This window comes from Sphingomonas citri, from assembly GCF_019429485.1.
Classification (GTDB): domain Bacteria; phylum Pseudomonadota; class Alphaproteobacteria; order Sphingomonadales; family Sphingomonadaceae; genus Sphingomonas; species Sphingomonas citri.
The window spans coordinates 146,680-167,664 of the sequence record NZ_JAHXZN010000004.1; the positions used below are offsets into that span (position 1 = coordinate 146,680).

17 protein-coding genes are annotated in these 20,985 nt (G+C 70.7%); 4 read left to right on the plus strand and 13 right to left on the minus strand.

The features are described from left to right. Window positions 1-2: 2 nt before the first annotated feature. Window positions 3-1,166 carry a polysaccharide pyruvyl transferase family protein gene (locus tag KZ820_RS13005; RefSeq protein ID WP_219749052.1) on the plus strand — a complete coding sequence of 388 codons (1,164 nt, stop codon included), beginning with the start codon at window positions 3-5 and terminating at the stop codon, window positions 1,164-1,166. Then, on the plus strand, window positions 1,163-2,626 hold the full coding sequence (locus tag KZ820_RS13010; RefSeq protein ID WP_219749053.1) for a lipopolysaccharide biosynthesis protein: 1,464 nt from the start codon (window positions 1,163-1,165) through the stop codon (window positions 2,624-2,626). Before KZ820_RS13005 ends, KZ820_RS13010 begins: the two co-directional genes overlap by 4 nt. A 10-nt stretch (window positions 2,627-2,636) precedes the next feature. On the opposite strand, the gene KZ820_RS13015 is transcribed toward KZ820_RS13010, so the two are convergent. From KZ820_RS13015 to KZ820_RS13065, 11 genes are all read right to left on the minus strand, one after another. Next, window positions 2,637-3,734 (minus strand): glycosyltransferase, encoded by a 1,098-nt coding sequence (locus tag KZ820_RS13015; RefSeq protein ID WP_219749054.1) that lies wholly within the window; start codon window positions 3,732-3,734, stop codon window positions 2,637-2,639. 119 nt (window positions 3,735-3,853) lie between these two features. After that, entirely contained in the window at window positions 3,854-4,474 is a 621-nt protein-coding gene (locus KZ820_RS13020) for a sugar transferase (RefSeq protein WP_219749055.1), read from the minus strand. Window positions 4,475-4,839: 365 nt separating this feature from the next. Next, window positions 4,840-5,307, minus strand: coding sequence for a PilZ domain-containing protein (locus KZ820_RS13025; protein ID WP_219749056.1), 468 nt, complete (start codon window positions 5,305-5,307; stop codon window positions 4,840-4,842). 148 nt (window positions 5,308-5,455) lie between these two features. After that, window positions 5,456-6,745, minus strand: coding sequence for a DUF1996 domain-containing protein (locus KZ820_RS13030; RefSeq protein ID WP_219749057.1), 1,290 nt, complete (start codon window positions 6,743-6,745; stop codon window positions 5,456-5,458). A 114-nt stretch (window positions 6,746-6,859) separates the two neighbouring features. Beyond that, the gene (locus KZ820_RS13035) at window positions 6,860-7,612 is read right to left on the minus strand and encodes a PEPxxWA-CTERM sorting domain-containing protein (protein ID WP_219749058.1); all 753 of its coding nucleotides are present in this window, start codon (window positions 7,610-7,612) and stop codon (window positions 6,860-6,862) included. Window positions 7,613-8,107: 495 nt separating this feature from the next. Then, window positions 8,108-9,397, minus strand: coding sequence for a DUF1996 domain-containing protein (locus KZ820_RS13040; protein WP_219749059.1), 1,290 nt, complete (start codon window positions 9,395-9,397; stop codon window positions 8,108-8,110). A gap of 95 nt (window positions 9,398-9,492) precedes the next feature. Further along, a complete protein-coding gene (locus KZ820_RS13045) occupies window positions 9,493-10,851 on the minus strand; it encodes an O-antigen ligase family protein (RefSeq protein WP_219749060.1) in 1,359 nt (452 codons plus the stop codon). Next, window positions 10,848-11,573: a glycosyltransferase family protein gene (locus KZ820_RS13050; RefSeq protein ID WP_219749061.1), complete on the minus strand. Its 726-nt coding sequence runs from the start codon at window positions 11,571-11,573 to the stop codon at window positions 10,848-10,850. The genes KZ820_RS13045 and KZ820_RS13050 overlap by 4 nt, the downstream gene beginning before the upstream one ends. A gap of 10 nt (window positions 11,574-11,583) precedes the next feature. Further along, a complete protein-coding gene (locus tag KZ820_RS13055; RefSeq protein ID WP_219749062.1) occupies window positions 11,584-12,795 on the minus strand; it encodes a glycosyltransferase family 4 protein in 1,212 nt (403 codons plus the stop codon). Next, a complete protein-coding gene (locus tag KZ820_RS13060; RefSeq protein ID WP_308462219.1) occupies window positions 12,792-13,781 on the minus strand; it encodes a glycosyltransferase family 2 protein in 990 nt (329 codons plus the stop codon). The genes KZ820_RS13055 and KZ820_RS13060 overlap by 4 nt, the downstream gene beginning before the upstream one ends. Beyond that, window positions 13,772-15,118 (minus strand): oligosaccharide flippase family protein, encoded by a 1,347-nt coding sequence (locus tag KZ820_RS13065; RefSeq protein WP_219749063.1) that lies wholly within the window; start codon window positions 15,116-15,118, stop codon window positions 13,772-13,774. The genes KZ820_RS13060 and KZ820_RS13065 overlap by 10 nt, the downstream gene beginning before the upstream one ends. Window positions 15,119-15,265: 147 nt before the next feature. Between KZ820_RS13065 and KZ820_RS13070 the strand changes: the two genes are divergently transcribed. After that, complete coding sequence (locus KZ820_RS13070; RefSeq protein ID WP_219749064.1) at window positions 15,266-16,357, plus strand: glycosyltransferase family 4 protein; 1,092 nt, start codon at window positions 15,266-15,268, stop codon at window positions 16,355-16,357. A 194-nt stretch (window positions 16,358-16,551) separates the two neighbouring features. On the opposite strand, the gene KZ820_RS13075 is transcribed toward KZ820_RS13070, so the two are convergent. Together KZ820_RS13075 and KZ820_RS13080 are read right to left on the minus strand one after the other, a co-directional pair. Next, window positions 16,552-18,234, minus strand: a complete 1,683-nt coding sequence (locus KZ820_RS13075) for a long-chain-fatty-acid--CoA ligase (RefSeq protein WP_308462220.1) — start codon at window positions 18,232-18,234, stop codon at window positions 16,552-16,554. Between the two features lie 41 nt (window positions 18,235-18,275). Continuing rightward, window positions 18,276-19,892 (minus strand): peptide MFS transporter, encoded by a 1,617-nt coding sequence (locus tag KZ820_RS13080; protein ID WP_219749065.1) that lies wholly within the window; start codon window positions 19,890-19,892, stop codon window positions 18,276-18,278. Between the two features lie 120 nt (window positions 19,893-20,012). On the opposite strand from KZ820_RS13080, the gene KZ820_RS13085 reads away from it, so the two are divergent. Then, entirely contained in the window at window positions 20,013-20,591 is a 579-nt protein-coding gene (locus KZ820_RS13085; RefSeq protein ID WP_219749212.1) for a nitroreductase family protein, read from the plus strand. The last annotated feature ends 394 nt before the right edge of the window (window positions 20,592-20,985 follow it).

The following is a 20,985-nucleotide window of genomic DNA, read 5'->3' on the forward strand; positions in this document are numbered from 1 at the left end:
CGGTGGCGAGCATCGCGTCCCGCGCGTTGGCGCGCGCCGCGCCGTCGCGGCGCCTCCCGCGTCGCCCCACGGTGACGATCTGCGGCGTGGCGGGCTACAATCGCGGCGACGACGCGATCGCGCTCGCGCTCGTGGAGGGACTGCGCGCGCGGCTGCCGCACATGCACGCGCGCGTGGCGATGATCGCGCTGGGTTCGATCGCCGCGACCGACGACCTCAGCCCCTTTCTGGCAGCGCGGCGACGGCCCGCGGGGCTGCTCGCGCTCGCCTATGCGATCGCGCGCGCCGACCTGGTCATCATCGGCGGCGGCTCGATCATTCAGGACAAGTTCGGCGGCGGCCGCGTCAAGGGGATCATCGGCTATGCCTGGCTGGTGGCGCGACTGGCGGCGCTGTTCGGCCGCCCGCTGATCACCGCGCCGATCGGGATCGACGCGATCACGACCGAGCGCGCGCATCAGTCGGCCGCTGAGCTGCTCGCGTCCGCGCGCGCCATCTTCGTGCGCGACGCGCGCTCGATGGCAAACTGCCACGCGCTCGTCGCCGATACCACCGCGCCGCAGCCACAGATGGCGTGCGACCCCGCCTTCGCGCTCGCCGGCGCGTCGCCGCGTGCGGGCGGGCCGATGATCCTCTCGCCCGCCTTCGAGGATGAATATGACGAGCTGGTGATCGACATCTTCGCGCGCGTCGCCGCGGAGGCGGTCGAGCGGCTGGATCGCGAGGTGGTGGTCGTGTCGATGGACAGTCGCGACGACGCGCGCGTGGCGCGGATCGTCGCTGCCGTGCCCGCGGCGGCGCGCGCGCGCGTGAGCGCCGCCTACCCGCCGACGCTCGACGTCGCGCTGGATGTGCTGCGCGGCGGCTCGGCGCTGATCGCGATGCGGCTGCACGCGATGATCCTTTCCTACGGCACCGCGCCGATCGCGTGTCTCAGCCGCACCACCAAGACCGACGCCTTCATGGAGGACTATCGCGTTCCCGGCACGGGCATCGGCGACGACACGCCCGCGGCGGTCGCCTCGCTGCTGGTCGAGGCAGTGGCGAGTTGGTCGCAACGCGACGAGCAGGCGGCGATCCTGGCGACGCGACGCGCGACGCTGAACCGCTTCTTCGACACGGCCGTGGCGCTGTTGCACCCGCAGCGCGCGAGCCAGACCGCGTGAGCGGACGGTCCGGCGCGGCGATCGTTACCGCCGCAACGGTGATCGGCAGCGGGCTCAACTTCGTGGCCACATTGCTGTGGACTCGGCTGCTCGATCCGAGTGCGTTCGGCCGCTATGCGCTGGTCTCCGCTGCGGCGGTGCTGCTCAACGCCATGCTGTTCGAGTGGCTGCGGCTGGTCAGCGCGCGGACGCTGTATGATCCTACGCGGCCGAGCGCGGTCCACCCGGCGCGCGCCGACGCGCTCACCGCGCTCTACGCCGCAGTCGCGTTGCTGTTCGTCACCGCGGTGACGATCCTGTGGCTGCTGGGCATCGGCTTCGCCGGCGTGGCGGCGCGCTGGTGGCCGGTTTTGGCGGCTTTCACTTTGACGGAAATGGCGCTCGCCTTCCTTCAGACGGTCTATCGGCTGCGGCAGCGCGCCTGGCCTTACTTCTGGAACGCCACCGTGCGCTCGGTCGCGGCGATTCTGCTCGGGCTGGTGCTGGTGCGTCACGCGGGGCTGGGAGCGCTTGGGACGCTGCTCGGCATCGTGATCGCGCAGGGCGCGGTGGCGCTGACCAGCGTGCTGTTCGATCCGCTGTGGCGCGCGGCGCGGCCATGGCACGCGTCTCGCGCGCAGCTCGCCGCCGCGGTCCAGCTCGGCTATCCGCTGATCGCCAGCTGCGCGCTGACCTACGCGGCGGGTTTCGCCGACCGTTTCCTCGTCGGCGCGACGCTTGGGCCGCACGCCGTGGGGCTCTATGCCGCGCCCGTCGATCTGCTCCAGAAGACGTTGGTGTTCATGATGATGACCATCAACCTCACGGGCTATCCGGCGTTGGTGCGTGCCTATGAGGATCGCGGCCCCGATGCCGCCTGCGCCACGCTCGAGAACAACCTGCAACTTCAGGTGGGTCTCGGCTTGCCGGCGGCGGTCGGGCTGATGGTGCTGGCGCCCGGGATCGTCCATCTGCTGCTCGGCCCGGCTTTCCGCGCGGAGGGAGCACGGCTGCTGCCGATCGTCGGGGCGGCCGCGCTGCTGCGGTGTCTCGTCACCTTCCATCTGATGATGGCGTTCCAGGTCACTCGCCGGATGGGCTGGATGGTCGTCCCGCCGCTGACGACGCTGGCCGTCGTCATCCCCGCCGGGCTGATCGGCATCCGCCTCGTCGGCCTGCCCGGCATGGCGCTCGCCGCCCTGATCGCGCAGCTGCTCTGCTACACGATGAGCGCGTTCCTGGCCAAGCGCGTGCTGCCGCTGCGGCTGATGACGCCCGACATCGCCCGGATCGCGGCGGCGGCAGCGGGCATGGGACTCGTGCTCGTGCCGTTTCGCTCGGTGACCGATCCGTTCGCGACCGCGGCGCTGATCGTTCTAGGGGGCGCGATCTATGCCGCGTTGCTGCTCGCGCTGCGCGTGCCCGCGGCGACGCGGCTCGCCGCGGCCGTGACTCGACGCGCGCGCCGACGCCCCGCCTGAGCGCGCGAGCTCACCGCCCGTCGAGCAGTTCACGCGATAGCCGCACGTGCGCGCGAACATAAGCTTCGGAGCTCAGTCCCTCGTCGCTCATCTGCGCCTGCGCGCGCGCCGCCATCGCCGCTGCCGCGATCGGATCGGCGGCAAGCGCGGCGATCGCCGCGGCGAGGGCGTGTGGGTCGTGCTCGGGGACGTAACGCACCGCTTCGGGTGGAAAATAGGCCTCGAGCCCGCCCACCGCGGTCGCGATCGTCGGCACGCCGAACAGCGCCGCTTCCTGCAGCGCGGTGGAGCCCGAGACGTGGAGGTTGTGCTGCAGCGGCACCACGACGAGATCGGCCTGCCGATAGAGAGCGAAGAGTTCCTCCGAGCTGGTCACGCCAGCGACAGTGACGTGCTCGAGTCCGCGCGCCAGTTCGGGATCCGCCTTGGTCGAAACGATGCGGAGCTGCCACTCGGGATGCTCGCGGACCGCCTCCACCAGGCTGCGCCAGTCACGATGCGTATCGTTGCCAACGCTGATGATCCGGTACGGGCCACCGGGTGCGCGCGGTGGGCGCGGCGGCTCGCGATGGTCGGCGCGGATGCCGAAGCGCACCAACTCGCAGCGCTGGTCGGGGAACAGCCGGCGCGCGGCGGCGAGGTTCAGCGGCGAGTGGAAGGTCAGCACGTCGGCCTGACGGATCAGCCGCCGCCAGAGCCAGCGATGCAGCGGGTTGAGCCGCGGCCAGCGATCGATCAACCAGACCGCCTGGGCGAGCAGCCGGGGTCGTGCCGTGCGATCCCGTCGCCGCTGCGCGAGCAGGGCGCAGACGCCGAGAAACTGTGATTCGGTGTGAGTCCACACCACGTCCGCGGCCATGATGCTGTCGCGGTTGCGCCAGGCGTTGACGATGTCGAAGCCGAGCGGCGCACCGAGTCCCATGCGCACGAGTTTGCCGAACCTGCCCTCGTGCTCGACCGCGGGCGCGATCAGCGTGACGCCCATCCGCTCGGCTCGAGCATACCCGTATGGATCGGGTTCGTTGAGCCCGACCAGCCGGCCGGCGGCGAAGAGCTGCGCCCAGCGGCGCGGGTGCTGCGCCACGGCGAGATGGACATAGACCTTCATCGTCGCGCCGGCCCCCTAGCCGCGATCCGGGAGATGGCCGGCACGTGCACCGCGCGCTCCGACAAGGCAACGGCGCCGCCCGGTAGGACGACGCCGCGCGACGTTTGGCAGCATTGCCGTCAGTAGGAACCGCGCTGGAACAGCACGCTCGGCACCGTGTAGGCCATGATCTTGACGTTCATCGCGCACGAGCGCGCGCGGCTGTACGTCACGTCATAGGCGACGCGGCGGCGATAGGACACGTCGTTGCGCCCGCCGACCTGCCACAGCCCGGTGATGCCCGGACGCACCGCGCAATAATGCTCGAAATAGCGACCGTAGCGCGCGATCTCGCCAACCACGATCGGGCGCGGGCCGACGAGGCTCATCTCGCCGCGCACGACGTTGATCAGCTGGGGCAGCTCGTCGAGGCTGGTCTTGCGCAGGAACTTGCCGATGCCGATCACGCGCGGGTCGTCGCGCAGCTTGTGGTCGCGCTCCCACTCCTCGCGCGCCTCGGCGCTGGTCTCGAGCAGGTGGCGCAGGCGCGCGTCGGCGTCGACCACCATCGAGCGGAACTTGAGGCACGGGAAGGCACGCCCGCCGCGACCGATGCGCTGGTGTGCGAAGATGATCGGGCCGGGGTCCAGGATGTAGATCACCGCCGCGATGATCAGCATCAGCGGCGCCAGGATAAGGAGCGCGATCAGCGCGATCGTCACGTCGAGCGCGCGGCTGGCCATGTCGTCGATGCGACGCATGGAAAACCCGTCCTCGCGGAGATCCACGTCGGCGCTGGGCACCGACGCGGTGATGGTCGCTTCATGCACGAAGTTCGCTCCCTCGACGATACGCTGCAACGCAACATTAGGTTATTTGGGCGTTAATGTAACCCCGAAGGTGCAGCGGTTCGTCTCGAATACGGGATCGATCGTCGCAGCTTGTACCGATGCGGTACGGTCAAGCCTCAGCAATCAGTAGTAAAAGCCTACTGATCCTGCGGTTTTTTCCAATGAGGCGATCGCGGGTGGCGATATGATCCGCCGCCGCGTGGCGCCGGCGCGACTCGGCGGACGACGTCGTCCAGAGCGGCGCAGAGGGAGTAATCCTGCTGCGCTGCGGCGGATCAGAAGAGCGCGACGGCGACCCGCGCGATCAGCGCCCACAGCAGCGCCGAGCTGCCGACGATCACCCCCAGCCGGACCGCGCCGGGCAGCTTCTGTACCTCGGGCTCGGCGAAAGGCGCCTCCAGCGGCGCCGAGGAGGTGAGCTGGATCACGGTGTCGGTGCGGAACGCGCTTGCCACCACCGAGCGGCTGACCGGCTCGGCGAACTCGCAGCCGTAGCCACCCGGCACCTGGCGCACCACCCGCGCCGTCGCGCGTCCGTGCCCGGCGAGCCCGATCGTCACCGTGCTGCCGATCGCGAGCCGCGAGTCGGTGGTGACGCTGAAGCCCGTCTCCGACAGATCGGCGACATAGACGTCGTGCGCGCCGCGATCGCCGCGCAGCGTCGATGGCTGGTTGATCGGCTGGCGCTCGGCACCGCGGCGATCGTCATTGTCCTCGTTCACCATCACCGCGTGAAGCAGCATCGTCGCACCCTTTCGATCAGCTGTGCGAGGAGTAGCGGTGACGCGCCTACTATCGAGTTAACCGACGCCGACGGATCAGGGCGGAAGAGACGGATTCAGCGGCTTTTTCGTCGATCGTGGTAAACAACGCCTTAGCTATCGTCTGTGCTCAGCGCAGCGTCGTGGCATGAGCCATGCCCGCCATCCCGGCATGCGGGTCGGCACCCGCCGCGGCGGCGGGGCGATCGGGGACCGGCACCGCGTGCGGTTTGGCGAGCCAGGCGAAGGGCGTCACCTGGCGCAGCTGCTTGCCGTTGCCCAAGTCGCCTCCGTGGCAGTTGAGCAGCTTGTCCAGACAATTCTCGGTCCACTGGCGCAGCGTCGCGTCGTCCCAGGCGCCGAACCAGTCGGCGTGGAAGGTGGTGCCGGGCACGCGCATCGTGCCGTTGGCGCCGGGCATCTCGTCGGAGGAGAGATGCCAGGTCGGTCGCGCGCCGTCCCACGTACCGCTGCGATCGAGCGTGGCGTCGACGGTGTACCACGAACCCATGGTGAAGGTGGGGATCACCACCGGGTGGGTGAACGGGCAATGCTCCTTGCCCCCGGTCCACTGCGGATAAGCGACATGCTCGCGGTGATCGGGGCTGTCGAGCCGCTTGCCGTCCCAGCAGCTCGGCGCATTGATGATCGCGCCCAGCTGCGCGCCGGGCGGGCACACCTTCGCCACCTCGACCAGGGTCTCGTAATGGCCCTCGGTCGCGCCCGGACCCTGGCAGTTGAAGTAATGCGAACCGGTCGCCGGCGCATCGGGGTGGACCATGTCGAAGCCGAAGACGAAGCGCAGCCCGCGCGGCAGCGCGACGCAGGCGGCGCGGACACGGTTGCACTCCGGATCGGTGTTGGGCCGGCGCTTGTAGTAGATCGAGACATAGTCGGGCCGGATCACCTGACCGCGGCCGTTGAGCATCGCCGGCATCCAATAGGCCGAGCGGTTGAGCCGGTTCATGCAGGTACTGTCGCCGCTGCGGCGCAGGCTGGCGTAGGTCGAATTCGCGTCCGCGGCGGTGTTGCCGAAGAACTGGTGCAGGTGCGACTGGCCCGGCTTGCCGGGGTAGAGGATCGGATCGTCGAAGCGCAGCTGCCCCGCCATGCACAGGAAGCGGAAGGCCCCGACCACGTCGGGGGCGGCGCTCTGCGGGATCGCGCCGGGCGGGCCGCTCTCGTGCGAGACCATGATGCCGCTGGCGGCGTCGAAGTTGCTCGGCACCGCGGGTTCCTCGCCCTCGGGACCGCCCGCGGCCTCGCGCGGCTGGGCGAGATCACCGGTGCCGCCCATCTTGCCTTTCGCGTGCTGAGTCGTCGGCGCCGCCAAGCGATCGGCGTGCGCCGCGCCGGCCAGCGCCAGCGCGAGCAGCAGCGCGCCGATCCAGCCCCGATTCCCGCTCGCCCGCACCCGCATCACGCCTCCGTCGCTCGGGTCGCGCTATACATCAGGCCAGCGCGCGGCGCACGCGAAAGGGGCCGGTCGCTCGCGCGGCCGGCCCCTCGACTGTCCCGATCGGGAAGCGCGCGATCAGGCGACCGCGGCGCCGCCGGTGACGCTCTTGCGACGGCGCACCGCGGCGCCGACCATCGCGAAGCCGCCGATCATCATCATCCAGGTCGCCGGCTCGGGCACCGCGCTGCTGACGGTGACCGCACTCAGCTTGAAGCCGTCGACCTTGGTGCCGTCGACGTTCGTCGCGGCGACCAGCCACAGGTTCGACGCGGTGCCGTCGACGCTGCGCGTCAGCGTGCCGCTGCCGCCCGCGAGCACCTGCTGATTATTGAGAACGCTGGTGAGCGCGCTGGTCGACTTGCCGTCGAGACCAAGGTCCTGGTTCCACGCGGTGGCAGTGTTGCCCCAGCGGACGCTCGCGTCTGAGCCGGTGGTGTAGCCGTTCACGCTGAAGGACGTGGTCTTGATCTTCGACAGATCGACCGCGGTGCTGAACTGGAACAGGATGAAGTCCTGTCCATCCTGCGTGTCGACGGTGTGCGTGCCGTTCGTGCCGTTCTCATTGTCGTTGGTCACGCCCAACCCGTAGGTGTACGACCCGAGGTAAGCATTGGTGATCTTGCCGTTGATCGCCGACCATGCGGTCGCACGGACGTTGATTTTCTGGCCATCGAGGTCGAAGTTGTAGGTGCGCGCGTTGGTGGCACCGTTGTCCGCGCTGTTGGTCTTCGACGTGAGATCCAGCACGAAGTCCGTCGCGCTCGCCGGTGCCGCCGCGGTCGCCAGCGCGAGCCCGGCCACCGCTGCCATCATCTTCAACTTGGTCATGATTTCGTCCCCCCAGAAACTCTGTTCGTCGCGTGATTGCCGTGCGGCGGGGGGAGCTTCAAGGAGCGACCGTTACGCCCCTGTCCCGGTTTCGGACCCGTGCGACACTCGGCGTGCCGGCCTCGTTCGTCGGCCGCGCGGCCTTTACCCGGCAGCCTCGGGCCCTTCGCTCGTCATCCCCGCGCCTACACCGGTCAGCCCCGTGTCCTTCCGCCGTCATCCCTGCGGAGACAGGGATCCAGACGCGTGGACCTGCCGACGGAGGTGCGACGTCAGCGGGTCTGGATCCCCGCCTGCGCGGGCATGACAAGGGGGCGGGGCTGACGGGAGGGGCGGGATGACGAAGGATCGCGGCCCGTCGGAGGCGACTCGCCACGTCGGAGGCGACCCGCCAAGTCGAAGGCGACTCGGCCACGACGCCGAGCCTTGGCGACGACGAAGGCGAGGCCCTCACGGCCCTCACCCGATCAACCCGCCTCGCTTACTTCCGCTCCCTCACTTCGGCAGCGCCACGACGTGCGGGTTGCTGGTCCAGGCGAAGGCGTCGAACATCTTCATCTGACGGCCGTTGCCCAGGTCGCCGCCGCTGCAGTTGAGCAGCTTGTTGATGCAATTATCCATCCACATCTTCATCACCTCGTCGTCCCACGCGCCGAACCAGTCGGCGTGGAAGGTCGAGCCCGGGCGCATCGTCGCCATGCCCGGCATCTCGTCCGAGGCGAGGTGCCAGCCGCTGGTGCCGCCGTCCCACGTGCCGCTCCGGTTGAGGTCCGAGTCGACCGTGTACCAGGCGCCCATGGTGAAGGTGGGGATCACGTACGGGTGGTCGGCCGGGCACTTCTCATAACCCCAATCGCCGTAGCTGGTGTAGGCGACGTGCGAGCGATGGTCGGCGCTGTCGAGGTTCTTGCCGTCCCAGCAATTGGGCGCGTTGATCACCGCGCCGATCTGGTTGCCGACGCCGCAATGCTTTCCCGCCTCGATCAGGTCGGCGTAATGGCCGGGCTCGGCGGTCGGGCCCTGGCAGTTGTAATAGCCCGCGCCGGTCGGCGGCGTGCCGTTGATCATGTCGTAGCCGAAGACGAAGCGCAGCCCGCGCGGCAGGTCGACGCAGGCCTTGCCCATGCGCTGGCACTCGGGATCGCTGGCGGGGCGGCGCTTGTAGTAGATCGAGACGTAATCGGGCCGCACCACGCCGTTCTTGCCGTTGAGCATCGCCGGCATCCAATAGGCCGAGCGGTTGAGCGCGTTGGTGCAGGTGCTGTCGCCGCTGGTGCGCAGGCTGCGATAGGTCGAATTGGCGTCCGCCAGCGAGTTGCCGAAGAACTGGTGGAGGTGTGACCGGCCGGGCTGGCCCGGGAACACGATCGGGTCGTCCTTGGCCTCGTGGCTGGGCGTGCAGATGAAGCGGAAGGCGCCGACCACGTCGGGCGCGCCGCTCGACGGCACCGCGCCCGTGCCCCACGCGGCGACGAGCTGCTGGCCGACGTCGAAGTTGCTCGGAATCGAATCATAGTCACCCGCCACCGGCAGGCTGCCCGGCGCCACCACCACGCCGCTGCTGGCGGGCGTCGGGGTCGGCGTGGGCGCGGGCGTCACGGTCGGGGCGGTCGGCGCGCTCGCCACCGGCGTGGTCCCCGCGGTCGCGCCACCGCCGCCGCCGCCGCCGCAGCCGGCGAGCGCCAGCGCGAGCATCAGGGGCATGATGCGAGCGGCGCGCTGCCGCATGGTCGCAGGGGCGCGCATCAGCGCAGGGTGCGCGCACGCGCCCAGCAGCGTCATCATCCGAGTTACTCCCAGTCGCCGCGGGCGAACTCGAGCCCGGCAGCCGTTCAGGCCACGCTAGGGTCGCTGGGTTAAATCGACGTAGGGAAGCGTGCTTAAGCGACGTTAGGGATTGGTTCTGCGAGGCTTTCCGCCGCCTCGTCGCGGTCCGGCGCGGCCGCCGCGCGCTTCCGCCGCGGTGCCCAATAGCCCATCTCCGCGGCGATGCCCGCGATCAGCCCGACCGCGATCGCGTACATGTACTGGGTGACGTACAGCACGAAGATCCACTCGTAGAGCGAGTGCAGGCTCACCATCATCAGCGCCACCGCGAGACCCAGCAGCACGTCGCCGCGCGGGTCGCGGCGGTAGCGCCAGGCGCAGCGCAGCGCCACGATCACCGGCCACACGAGCATCAGCACGAAGGCGATCATGCCGACGTAGCCGGTCTCGGCCGCGGACAGCAGATAGGCGTTGTGGACGTGCGCGCTGCGACTGCCGAACACCGCGGCGACGCCGGCGCGATCGGAATAGCCCTGGGTGTTGGCGACGATGACGTAATGGTTGCCGCCGACGCCGAGCGGATGGTCGTGGACGATCGCCTTGGCGGCGCGCTCGAACGCGGCGCGCTCGTCGTAGTCGCCGGTGTCGGAGGGCTTGCTGAAGCGGGCGCCCAAGGTGGCATAGGCGACCGGCGCGGCGACGACGAGCGACAGCACGCCCGCCAGCGCCACCGTGGTCTTGCGCCCGCTCGGCTGGCGCATCATCGACAGCAGCAGCGTCAGCACCACGCCGACCGCGGAGAAGGCGATCGTCGCACGCGAGGCAGTCAGCACCACCGCGGTGAGTCCCGCTACCGGCCCGAGCCACAGCCAGCGCGACTTCTTGGTCGCCAGCAGCATCGCCAGCGACGGGAAGATCACGAAGTGGGTCAGCATGCCCAGCAGGTTCTGGTGCCCCAGCGTGCCCGCCGCCTGGATCGCGCCCTGCGCGTGCGCCTTGAGCGACATCACCGCCTGGAAGCAGATGCCGATGATCAGCCCCAGGATGAGCCCGCGTACCGCCTTCGGGTCGCGGCACGTCATCGCCACCGCGGTGAGCACCAGCACCATGCGTGCCAGCTGCCACACGTAGAAGAAGGTCGACATCGGCACGTCGTTCTGCAGCAGGCTCAGCATCACCAGCACGGTGTAGGCGATCAGCGGCCAGCGCAGGTGGACCTGGCGGAACTTGCGCGGTGTCGAGAAGATCAGCGCGATCGCCAGCGCGTCGATCAGCGTGACCTCGGCGCCCTTCACGAAACCCGGCCAATAGGCCCAGGAGATCGGCGCTATGAGCAGGTGCCAGGTGCTGGTGACGAACGGCAGCGCGCCGAACACCATCATCACGCGCGGCAGATGGCGGCGGTTGGTGCGCAGCCAGCCGATCAGCACCGGCAGCATGCCCAGTACGGCGAGGAGCGCGATCCACTTCATGCGAACACCGCCACCAGCGCCGCCGCGCCGCCGATCCCCACCACCGCGATCACGATCGACTCGCGCAGGCCGAAGCTGCGCCGCGCCGCCGCGCGCTTGAACGCGCGCGCCGCGCCCGCGCCTTCACGCAGCAGCGGCAGGCGGTCGAAGAAGCGCAGCGCGGCGATGTCGGTGCGCGACGGGCGCTGCTCGGCCAGGACCGGCTCGGCGAACGCCGTTCGCACTTCGGGACGCGCGCGGCGGTACCACACATAGGCGCCGTCGATCGGGGGATGGTCGTCGAGCGTCAGCAGGTGGCGCAGATAGGCGGCGAGCGGCGCGACCGTGTCGGCGCTGAACGCCATGCAGTGCGCGCCGATGATGTCGCTCGCGGGCAGGTCGTCGGGCGTCGCGGCGTAATAGCCGCCGTAGAGGATCTGCCAGCCCGGCGGCACGCTCACGTCGCGCGCGGCCGGGGTGAAATCGGCGTCGTCCTCCAGGATCAGCACGCTCTCGCCCGCCGCGGCGGCCTCCTCGAGGATGGCCAGATGGCTGTGGTACACGCCGCGCGCACCGCGCGAGGTGAAGCTGCCCGCGTCGTCGAAGCGGCACGCGTCGAAGAACGCCACCTTCGGGTCGTGCTCGGCGCCGAGCCGGCGCAGCTCGCCCAGCATCTGCGCGCGCCGGTCGGTGCGGTGCGCGAGGTTGATGATGCGGACTCGGTCGATATGGTCGAACAGCATAGAGATCAGCCTATCGGGCGGCGAAGCGGGAGACGAGCGGGGCGACCGCGGTGGCGATGTCGAACTCGCGCTCGACCTTGGCGCGGCCGGCGGCGGCGAGCCGGTCGCCCAGCGCGGCATCGTCGCGCAGCCGCGCGATCTGGCGGCGCAGGTCGTCCCAGTCGCCGGGACGGAAGAGCAGGCCCTCGGCGCCGTCCTCGATCAGCTCGGGCACGCCCGCGACCCGGCTGCCGATCACCGGCAGGCCGAGCGCCATCGCCTCCATCAGCACGATCGGCAGGCCTTCCATGAAGCTCGGCAGCACCAGCATGTCGTGGCGCGCGATCTCGGCCAGCGTCGCGGCCTCGTCGAGCCGGCCCGCGAAACGGACGCGCGCGCCGAGCCCGAGCCGCGCCACCGCGGCGTCGATCTCGCCGCGCAGCGGGCCGTCGCCCACGAGGGTGAGCTCGACGTCGAGCGGCGCGATCGCCTCGAGCAGCCCGAGATGCCCCTTCTCCGCGGACAGCCGCGCCACGCACACCAGCCGGCGCCGTGCGCCCTCCGTGCGTGCGACGGGGGCGGCGAGCGTGGGGGCGGCGAGGTCGAGCCCGCAGCGCACCACGGCGAACTTGTGCCAGTGCGCCGGCGCGGTGACGCGCATCGCCTGCGCGCGGCCGAACCAGGAGACACAGGCGACGAACTCGGCCTGCTCCAGCTTGGCGCCGAGCGTCAGCCCGGCGGGATAGTCGGTCTCGGAGATACCGTGCAGCGTCAGGCTCCACGGCAGGCCCGCGAGGCGCGCCGCCATCATGCCGACGGTCGCGCCCGCGTTGGCGAAATGGTTGTGGACGTGGCTGACCCGGTCCTCGCCGAACATCCGCGCCAGCACCACCGCCTCGGCGAAGTGGAACAAGGCCCAGAGCGCGGCGCGCAGCCCCGGCGCGCGGTGGCGCAAGGCGAGCCGCAGCAGCGCGAGATAAGCACCGGGACGGCGCGCCAGCGCGCCCAGATGCGCGCCGAGCAGCGCGCCGGCGCCGAGCGGCAGCACGAAGCGGGTCGTCTCCGCCGAGGCGCGGTCCTCGGGCGCGACCAGCTCGGCCGCGGCGGGGCGGCGAATGCTGTAGGTGCGCAGGTGGACGCCGTGGCGGCGCAGGCTCTCCACCTCGCGGCGGATGAAGGTGTGCGACGAGGCCGGATATTGGCTCACCACATAGGCGATGCGGGAGGTGCGCTGGTCGGTCATTTGTAGGTGATCGCCGATCCGGCGGCGCGGCGACGGCGCGCGTAGCGCAGCATGCCCTGCAGCTCGGGGAACTTCGCCAGCATCGTGTAGAAGGCGTTGGGCCAGGCCATCGCGCCGTGATGGTCGCGCCGCGCCACGCGCGCCACCTGGAGCGCGAGCAGCAGCACCGGCAGGAGCAGCAGCGCCGGGTGGACCAGCAGCGCCAGCACGGTGCCCGCGAGCGGCAGCGCGCCCGCCCACAGCAGCGCGCGGCGGCGCTCGGCGCGGTAGAGCGGGTGCGGCAGCGCGCGGGTCGCCTCGCCGGCCTGGGCATAGCCGAATCCGCCGCGCACCGCGCGCCACCACCATTGGCCGAAGCGCAGCATCGCGGCGTCGTGCAGCGTCATCGCCGCGTCGATCCGCCACACCCGCCAGCCGGCGGCGCGCAGCCGCGCGCACAGCTCGGGCTCCTCGCCCGCGGTGAGATCGTCGCGGAAGCCGCCCGCGGCGCGGACGACCTCGGCGCGCATCAGCGAGTCGCCGCCGCACGCCCCGGCCTCGCCGATCGGCGTGTCCCACTCCAGGTCGCACAATCGGTTGTAGACCGAGGCCTCGGGGTGGCGCTCGCGCCGCCGCCCGCACACCACCGCGACATCGGGGTGAGCGGCGAGGAAGCGAGTCGCGACGGCGAGCCAGTCCGGCGTCAGCTCGCAGTCGCCGTCGATGAACTGGACGAGCTCGCAGTCGGCGGGCAGCGCGGCGAAGCCGGCGTTGCGCGCGCGCGCCGCGGTGAAGGGCAGCGCCATGTCGAGGTCGACCACCTGCGCCCCGAGCTCGCGCGCGCGCGCCGGGCTGCCGTCGGTCGAGGCCGAGTCGACATAGACCACCGCCGCGGCGCCGCTGCCCGCCAGCGAGCGCAGGCAGCGCACCAGCCGCTCACCCTCGTTGCGGCCGATCGCGACGATGCCGACGCGCGGCGGGGGAGAAAAAGGCGCGCTCACTTCCACGGCAGCAGACTCGTCACGTCGCCGGTCAGCCCGACGCCGTACAGCGCCTCGCGGAAGAGCACGGCCAGACCCAGCATGACCAGCGTCATAGCAAGGTCCTGCCGCGCGAACGACAGCCCCTCGCGGCGCTGCGCGACCCAGAGCGGCACGTAGCGGACCAGCTCGGCGCTGGCGATCACCAGCACCGCGCCGCTGATGCCGTAGAAATTGACCGCCAGCGGCAGACCGACCAACAGCCAGGCGAACTTGCCGATATTGGCGCTGGCGCCATAGACCGGTTTGCCGATGCCGAGCAGCACCGACTCGTTGATCGTCGACAGGATCGCGAACCACACCCCGAACGACAGCGCGGGCAGCATCTGCGCCGCGCCCTGGTAGCGCTGGTCGTAGAGCAGGGCGGTGAGCAGGTCCGACACGGCGATGAACCCCGCCACCGCCGCGGCCGCGCCGAGCAGCAGCAGCGGGCGGTGCCGCGCCAGGCGCGCGCGCAGCTCGGCGGTGGTGTCGAACGAGGCCGCCACCATCGGGAACACGATCATGTTGCCGAAGCGAGCGACCAGCAGGTTGAGGATGTCGGCGAGCGAGCGCGCGATGCCATAGGTCCCCAGCACCGCCAGCGACACGGCGCGCGCCATGTACAGCCGGTCGAAATTCATCGCCAGGAAGTAGACGATCGACGACAGCGCCACCCAGCGGCCGAACGACAGGATCTCGCGCATGGCGCCGCGGTCGATCAGGAAGCGGTGGCGCATGCCCGGGATCAGCAGGTAGCTCGCCACCATCACCGCCGCGCTGGAGGTGATGCCGCCGAACACCAGCGCCCAGATCGTCGGCGTCGCCAGCGCGAACAGGATGTGCGCCACGGTCGAGATCGCGGTGTAGCCGACCTCGAACGCGGTCAGCGCGGCGAGCCGCAGGTGCTTCTGCGCGATGAAGCGCCCGGTCGATTCGAACCCGGCGAAGACGAAGAACAGCGACGCCACCGCGAAGATGCCGGCGAGCTCGGGCTTGCGGTAGAACCACGCCACCGGCCAGGCCAGCGCGGCGCAGACCATGCCCAGCGCTAGGCCGCGGACCAGCTGGAGCGTCCATGCGGTGTCGTAGAAGTCGGGCTGCTCGGCGCGCGGGTTGCTGATGATGTTCTGGCCGATGCCGATATCGGACGCCAGCTCGATGCCGGTGCGCACCGTATTGACGATGATCATGATGCCGAACAGCTCGGGCGCGAGCAGCCGCGCGAGCACGACGTTGTTGACGAGCCGCAGTGCTTGCACCACGCCATAGCCGGCGGTGGACCAGCCCAGCCGTGTCAGGATCGATCGGGAAAGCAACTTCATGCGCGGGCGGACGATCCCAGGAAGGTACCGGCCGGCACGGTCGAATCGACGCGGGCCGGGGCGGCTGCTCGGTCTCTAGCAGCCGAAGCCTTAAAATCGAGGCACACGATCATTGACGCGTTTTTCACGGGCGTTTGAGGAAAAGTGATGCGGATCCTGTTCGCCCTGCCGGGCTTCCACCGTTTCGAGCGCGGCGCCGAGGTGGCGCTGCTGTCGCTCGCGACCGAGCTGGCGCGCGGCGGCGACGCGGTGACGGTGATCGGCGCGGGCGAGGCGCGCGAGGGCACGCCCTATCGCTTCCGTCACGCCGGTGCGCTGCGGCGCGAGCGGCTCGAGCGGATGCCGCGGGTCCCCGCGCTGCGCAGCGAGACCGGCTGGGAGGAGGCGAGCTTCGTCCCCGGCCTGCTGCGCGCCTACCGTCCGCGCGACCATGACGTGACGGTGACCTGCTCCTTCCCCTTCACCAACTGGGTGCTGCGCCGCCCGGTGCTGTTCGGCCGCCGCCCGCCGCACGTCTTCGTCACGCAGAACGGCGACTGGCCGGCCTTCTCGAACGACGCCGAATATCGCACCTTCGGCTGCGACGGGCTGGTCTGCACCAACCCCGACTATCTCGAGCGCAACCAGGAGAAGTGGCGCTGCGCGCTGATCCCCAACGGGATGGACGCGGAGCGCTTCACACCGGGCTCGCCCGAGCGCGCGCGCTTCGGCCTGCCCGCGCGCGGCACGGTGGTGCTGATGGTGAGCGCGCTGATCCCGACCAAGCGAGTCGCCGACGGCGTGCGCGCGGTGGCGCAACTGCCCGACGCGCACCTGGTGGTGGCGGGCGACGGGCCCGAGCGCGAGGCGGTCGACCGGCTCGCCGCCGAGCTGCTGCCGGGGCGCTTCAAGCGGCTGACCGTCGGGGCGGCGGAGATGCCGCTGCTGTACCGCTCGGCCGACGTGTTCCTCCACCTCTCGCGCGAGGAATCGTTCGGCAACGTCTATATCGAGGCGCTGGCGTGCGGCGCGCCGGTCGTGGCGCATGACTCGCCGCGGCTGCGCTGGATCGTCGGCGACGACGCGGTGCTGCTCGACACCGGCGACCCGGCGGCGGTGGCGGCGGCGCTGGCGCACGCGATCGCGGCGCGCTCCGAGCTGGCCCCGCGCGGCCGCGTCCGCGCGCTGCGCTATGCCTGGCCGCGCGTGGCGGCGCAGTACCGCACCTTCCTGGGCGAGGTGATCGCGGCGGCGAAGTAGGGGGAGGCCGTTCGCCCAGGTATACGACGGCGACTCGATCCTCCCCTGCAAGGGGAGGTGGCACGACGAAGGCGTGACGGAGGGGTGGTCCGGCCGGCGAGGGGAGCGACACTCACCAGCGTCGACACTCCTACATCAGTGCTTCGCGCTGCCAGCTCTCCTTCCCGGGGAGGATCGTTGTAGCCGCTCCCCGACTACCCCTCGGCCCCTTCCAGCCGGTAGTCGCGCAGCCGCTCGCGCAGCAGCTTCTTGTCGATCTTGCCCGTGGCGCCGAGCGGGATCGCCTCCACCACCAGCACGTCATCGGGCATCCACCAGCGCGCGATCTTGCCGTCGAGGAAGGCGAGCAGCTCCTCCTTGGCGCAGGTCGCGCCCGGCGCGGGCTGGACCAGCAGCAGCGGTCGCTCGCCCCAGACCGGGTGCGCCACGCCGATCACCGCCGCGATCGCCACCGACGGGTGCGCCGCCGCGAGATTCTCGATCTCGATCGAGCTGATCCACTCGCCGCCCGACTTGACGATGTCCTTGGCGCGGTCGGTGATGCGCATATAGCCCGCCTGGTCGATCACCGCGACGTCGCCGGTGTCGAACCATCCCTCGCCGTCGACCGCCTCCTCCGCCTCGCCGTAATAAGCGCGCGCGATCGTCGGTCCGCGGATCAGCAGCCGCCCCGCGGTGGCGCCGTCGTGCGGCAGCACCGCGCCGGCGTCGTCGACCAGCCGCAGCTCGAGCCCGCACACCGGGCGCCCCTGCATCGCCTTGCGCCGCACCTGCTCGTCATAGGGCTGCGCCAGCACGTCCGCGGTGGGGGAGGAGAGCGTCGCCAGCGGCGAGGTCTCGGTCATGCCCCAGCCCTGCACCACCTCGACGCCGTAATCGTCCTGAAAGGCGCGGATCAGTGCCTCGGGCGGGGCGGCGCCGCCGATGATCACGCGCTCCAGCGAGGTGAAGCCGCGCCCGGTGCCGCGCAGGTGCTGGAGCAGCCCCTGCCACACCGTCGGCACCGCGGCGGAGAAGGTGACCTGCTCCTGCTCGATCAACTCGTAGAGCGAGGCGCCGTCCATCCGCTGCCCCGGCAAAACCAGCTTGGCGCCGACCGCGGGGGCCGAATAGACCACGCCCCAGCTGTTGGCATGGTACATCGGCACCACCAGCAGCAGCGTGTCGCGCGCGGAGAGCCCCATCGCGTCGTGCTGGAGCGCCATCATCGTGTGCAGCCAGTTGGAGCGGTGCGAGTAGAGCACGCCCTTGGGCAGGCCGGTGGTGCCCGAGGTGTAGCACAGCCCGCAGGCGGCGCGCTCGTCGAACCCGCCCCAGGGGTGATCGGCCGGCTGCGCGGCGACCAGCTCGTCGAAGGCGAGCGCGCCGGGCTCGGGCAGTGCGTCCGCGCCGCACAGATAAACGATCCGCTCGAGCGAAGGCACCTCGCGCAGCAGCCGCTGCGCCAGCGCGGCGCACTCGGGATCGGCGAAGAGCAGCCGGTCGCCGGCATGATCGGCGATGTAGCGGATCTGCTCGGGGAACAGCCGCGGGTTGAGCGTGTGGAGCACTGCGCCCATGTTGGTGGCGCCGTACCAGGCGGCGAGGTGGCGGAAGCCGTTCCACCCCAGCGTGGCGACCCGATCGCCGGGCGCGATGCCGAGCGAGGCGAGCGCGGCCGACACGTGCTTGGCGGTGCGGTGCAGACCGGCGTAGTCGGTGCGGCTGACCGCGCCGGCGGCGTCGCGCGAGACGATCTCGCGGCGCGGGTGCCATGTCGCCGCATGGTCGAGGAAGCGGTCGACCGTCAGCGGCATGTCCTGCATCAGCCCGAGCGGCGGCATCGTCTCTCCCACCCGCGCGCCGCGTGGATCGCGGACGCGTCGGACGGCGATCATGGCTCAGCCGCGCGCCTCTGTCGCGTGTCGATTGATGTCGGTCAGGATCGGGGCGGCCGCGTCGCGCTGGCGCTGTCGAACCCCGCCGCCTGCGGCTCGGCCAGCTCGGCCTCGCCCGCCATGGCGTGCGAGTCGTCGTGGTCGCGCAGCGTGTCGAGGTGCATCAGGCGGCGCACCAGCGGGCTCACCAGCAGCACCAGGAGCGCGATGCCCATCGCCCACCAGCCGATCGTCTCGTACACGCCCAGCGTGCCGTCGCGCGTCATCGTGCCGCCCTCGCCGCCGCCGGTCGCCTCGCCGATCTTGCCCGCGACGAAATTGCCCACCGCGGTCATGTAGAACCATGCGCCCATGATCAGGCTGGCGAGGTGGCGCGGCGCCAGCCGGTTCATCGCCGACAGGCCGACCGGCGACAGGCACAATTCGCCCGAGGTCTGGAAGAAATAGATCATGAAGACGAGGTACACCGGGGTCAGCGCCGCGCCGTACAGCCGCGCGCCCCAGACGAAGAGCAGGAAGCTCAGCGCCACCTGCACCAGCGCCAGCCCGAACTTGGCCGGCGCCGAGGGCTCCCAGCCGCGCCGCCCGAGGAACACCCACAGCGCGGCGAAGACCGGGCCGAGCAGCACGATGTAGATCGGGTTCACCGACTGGAACAGCGAGGCGGGCACGCCGCCGCGGTCGACGAAGCGGTCGGTGTACAGGTTGAGGCTGCCGCCGGCCTGCTCGTACAGACCCCAGAACAAGGGGTTGAGCGCGATCAGGAAGAGCACCGCGAACATGCGGTCGCGCGCGTGCGGCTCCAGCTTGAACGAGGCGAACAGCACGTAGCCGAGCAGCGCGATCCCCGAGACCATCAGCAGCGTCTGGATCACGTCCTGGTACTGGATCAGCAGCCAGATCACCCCCACCGCGGCGACGCCGATCGCGTAGAGCGTCCACTCGAGCGACCGGGCGAGCGCGCGCGGCGCCTCGCCGCGCCCCTGCAGCAGCGGCTTGCCCAGCACGAACACCAGCAGCCCCAGCAGCATGCCGACACCCGCCGCGCCGAAGCCGTACGACCAGCCGTAGGTCTCGCCGAGCCAGCCGGCGAGGATCGTACCGAGCGCGGCGCCGGTGTTGATGCCGATGTAGAAGATCGTATACGCGCCGTCGCGCCGGATGTCGGTGAGCGGGTAGAGCTGGCCCACGATCACCGAGATATTGGCCTTGAGGAAGCCCGAGCCGACGATGATGAAGCCGAGCGCGAGCCAGAAGACGTTGATCGCCGCGGAGGCCTGGCCGCCGTCGCCCTCCACCGCCATCAGCAGGTGGCCCAGCGTGAGCAGCACCGCGCCATAGACCACCGCGCGGCGCTGGCCGAGGTAACGGTCCGCCAGATAGCCGCCGAGCACGGGCGTGATGTACACCAGCGAGGTATAGGCGCCGTAGATCAGATTGGCCTTGCCGTCGTCGAACAGCCAGTGCTTGGTCAGGTAGAAGATCAGCAGCGCGCGCATGCCGTAATAGGAGAAGCGCTCCCACATCTCGGCGAAGAACAGGACGTAGAGGCCTTTGGGGTGGCCGGCGAACTCGTCCCCGGGCTTCACCGCGGCGGCGATCCCGCCGCCCAGCAATAGTGCGAGAAAACCGAGCGCGATCGTGGGGATAATGGGCAAGGGAGAGCGGCTCCGGTGAGGGGCGGGGCGCGCGTGCCAGCGGCGCCGATTGGTTGCGCGCGAGACTAGCGTCTCGTGCGCCGCTGTAAATATCCCCCGGGCGCGCTATCTGTCCCGGCGATGTTCAACGACCTCTCCTCGCCGCTCGCGCTGCTCGCCACGCGCCGCTCGGGCAAGCCGCGCGACCTGGTCGCGCCCGGGCCGACGCGCGACCAGCTCGTCGGCATGATCCAGCTCGCCGGGCGCACGCCCGATCACGGCAAGCTGGCGCCGTGGCGCTTCGTGATCGTCCCCGACGAGCGCCGCGACGCCTTGGCCGCGCGGCTGGTGGAGGCCTATCGCGCCGAGCGTCCGGCGGCGGCGCGGCTCGAACTCGAGGCGATGGACCAGTTCGCGCGCCAGGCGCCCGCGCTGGTGGTGGCGCTCTCCTCGCCCCGGCTGGAGAGCCACATCCCTCTGTGGGAGCAGGAGCTGTCGGCGGGCGCGGCGTGCATGAACCTGCTCCACGCCGCGCACGCGCACGGCTTCGCGGCGGGCTGGCTGACCGGCTGGCCGGCCTTCTCCGACGCGGTGCGCGACCTGTTCGGCGCCGCGCCCGAGCGGATCGCCGGCTTCATGTTCATCGGCACGCCCGGCCGCGCGCTGGAGGAACGCCCGCGCCCCGATCCCGCCGCGCTGTGGAGCGAGTGGGCGGGGTAGGGCGGAAGCGTCCGGGCGAGCCGTGTGCCCGCGCCACGTTCGATGCCGGAGCCGCGGGCTGCGCCGTCTCGCGAATCCGGCATCGGGAAGGGCGCGCGGTCGCATCATTCCCCACTTCCGCCCGCGGCGGCTGCGCCGGGCGCTGCCGTGAGGACTCGTCCGGTTACGTGATGCGGCGCCATCGCCGTTCTTATTGCCCGTTCAGTACCGCGGCGTGATGATCCCGGCGAGCGCCGCGGCGGGGCTGCTTCGGCGCAGTTGATCGGCGTTCACGCTCGATGAGATGAGTTCGACCGAAGCAGCAGTTAAGTACAAGTTAACGCCGCCCCGTCGTACGCGTCGGTTAAGAACTTGAAACCCTTTGGTTTAACCGATCTGAATGGAATTCCGGAGT

Coding starts and splice junctions, on each gene's coding strand:
- KZ820_RS13040 (WP_219749059.1), bottom strand. CDS start 9,397: ATGATGACGCTGCTGGGCGCGTGCGCGCACCCTGCGCTGATGCGCGCC.
- KZ820_RS13045 (WP_219749060.1), bottom strand. CDS start 10,851: ATGAAGTGGATCGCGCTCCTCGCCGTACTGGGCATGCTGCCGGTGCTG.
- KZ820_RS13020 (WP_219749055.1), bottom strand. CDS start 4,474: ATGCGTCGCATCGACGACATGGCCAGCCGCGCGCTCGACGTGACGATC.
- KZ820_RS13025 (WP_219749056.1), bottom strand. CDS start 5,307: ATGCTGCTTCACGCGGTGATGGTGAACGAGGACAATGACGATCGCCGC.
- KZ820_RS13055 (WP_219749062.1), bottom strand. CDS start 12,795: ATGACCGACCAGCGCACCTCCCGCATCGCCTATGTGGTGAGCCAATAT.
- KZ820_RS13085 (WP_219749212.1), top strand. CDS start 20,013: ATGTTCAACGACCTCTCCTCGCCGCTCGCGCTGCTCGCCACGCGCCGC.
- KZ820_RS13030 (WP_219749057.1), bottom strand. CDS start 6,745: ATGCGGGTGCGGGCGAGCGGGAATCGGGGCTGGATCGGCGCGCTGCTG.
- KZ820_RS13070 (WP_219749064.1), top strand. CDS start 15,266: ATGCGGATCCTGTTCGCCCTGCCGGGCTTCCACCGTTTCGAGCGCGGC.
- KZ820_RS13015 (WP_219749054.1), bottom strand. CDS start 3,734: ATGAAGGTCTATGTCCATCTCGCCGTGGCGCAGCACCCGCGCCGCTGG.
- KZ820_RS13035 (WP_219749058.1), bottom strand. CDS start 7,612: ATGACCAAGTTGAAGATGATGGCAGCGGTGGCCGGGCTCGCGCTGGCG.
- KZ820_RS13050 (WP_219749061.1), bottom strand. CDS start 11,573: ATGCTGTTCGACCATATCGACCGAGTCCGCATCATCAACCTCGCGCAC.
- KZ820_RS13075 (WP_308462220.1), bottom strand. CDS start 18,234: ATGATCGCCGTCCGACGCGTCCGCGATCCACGCGGCGCGCGGGTGGGA.
- KZ820_RS13065 (WP_219749063.1), bottom strand. CDS start 15,118: ATGAAGTTGCTTTCCCGATCGATCCTGACACGGCTGGGCTGGTCCACC.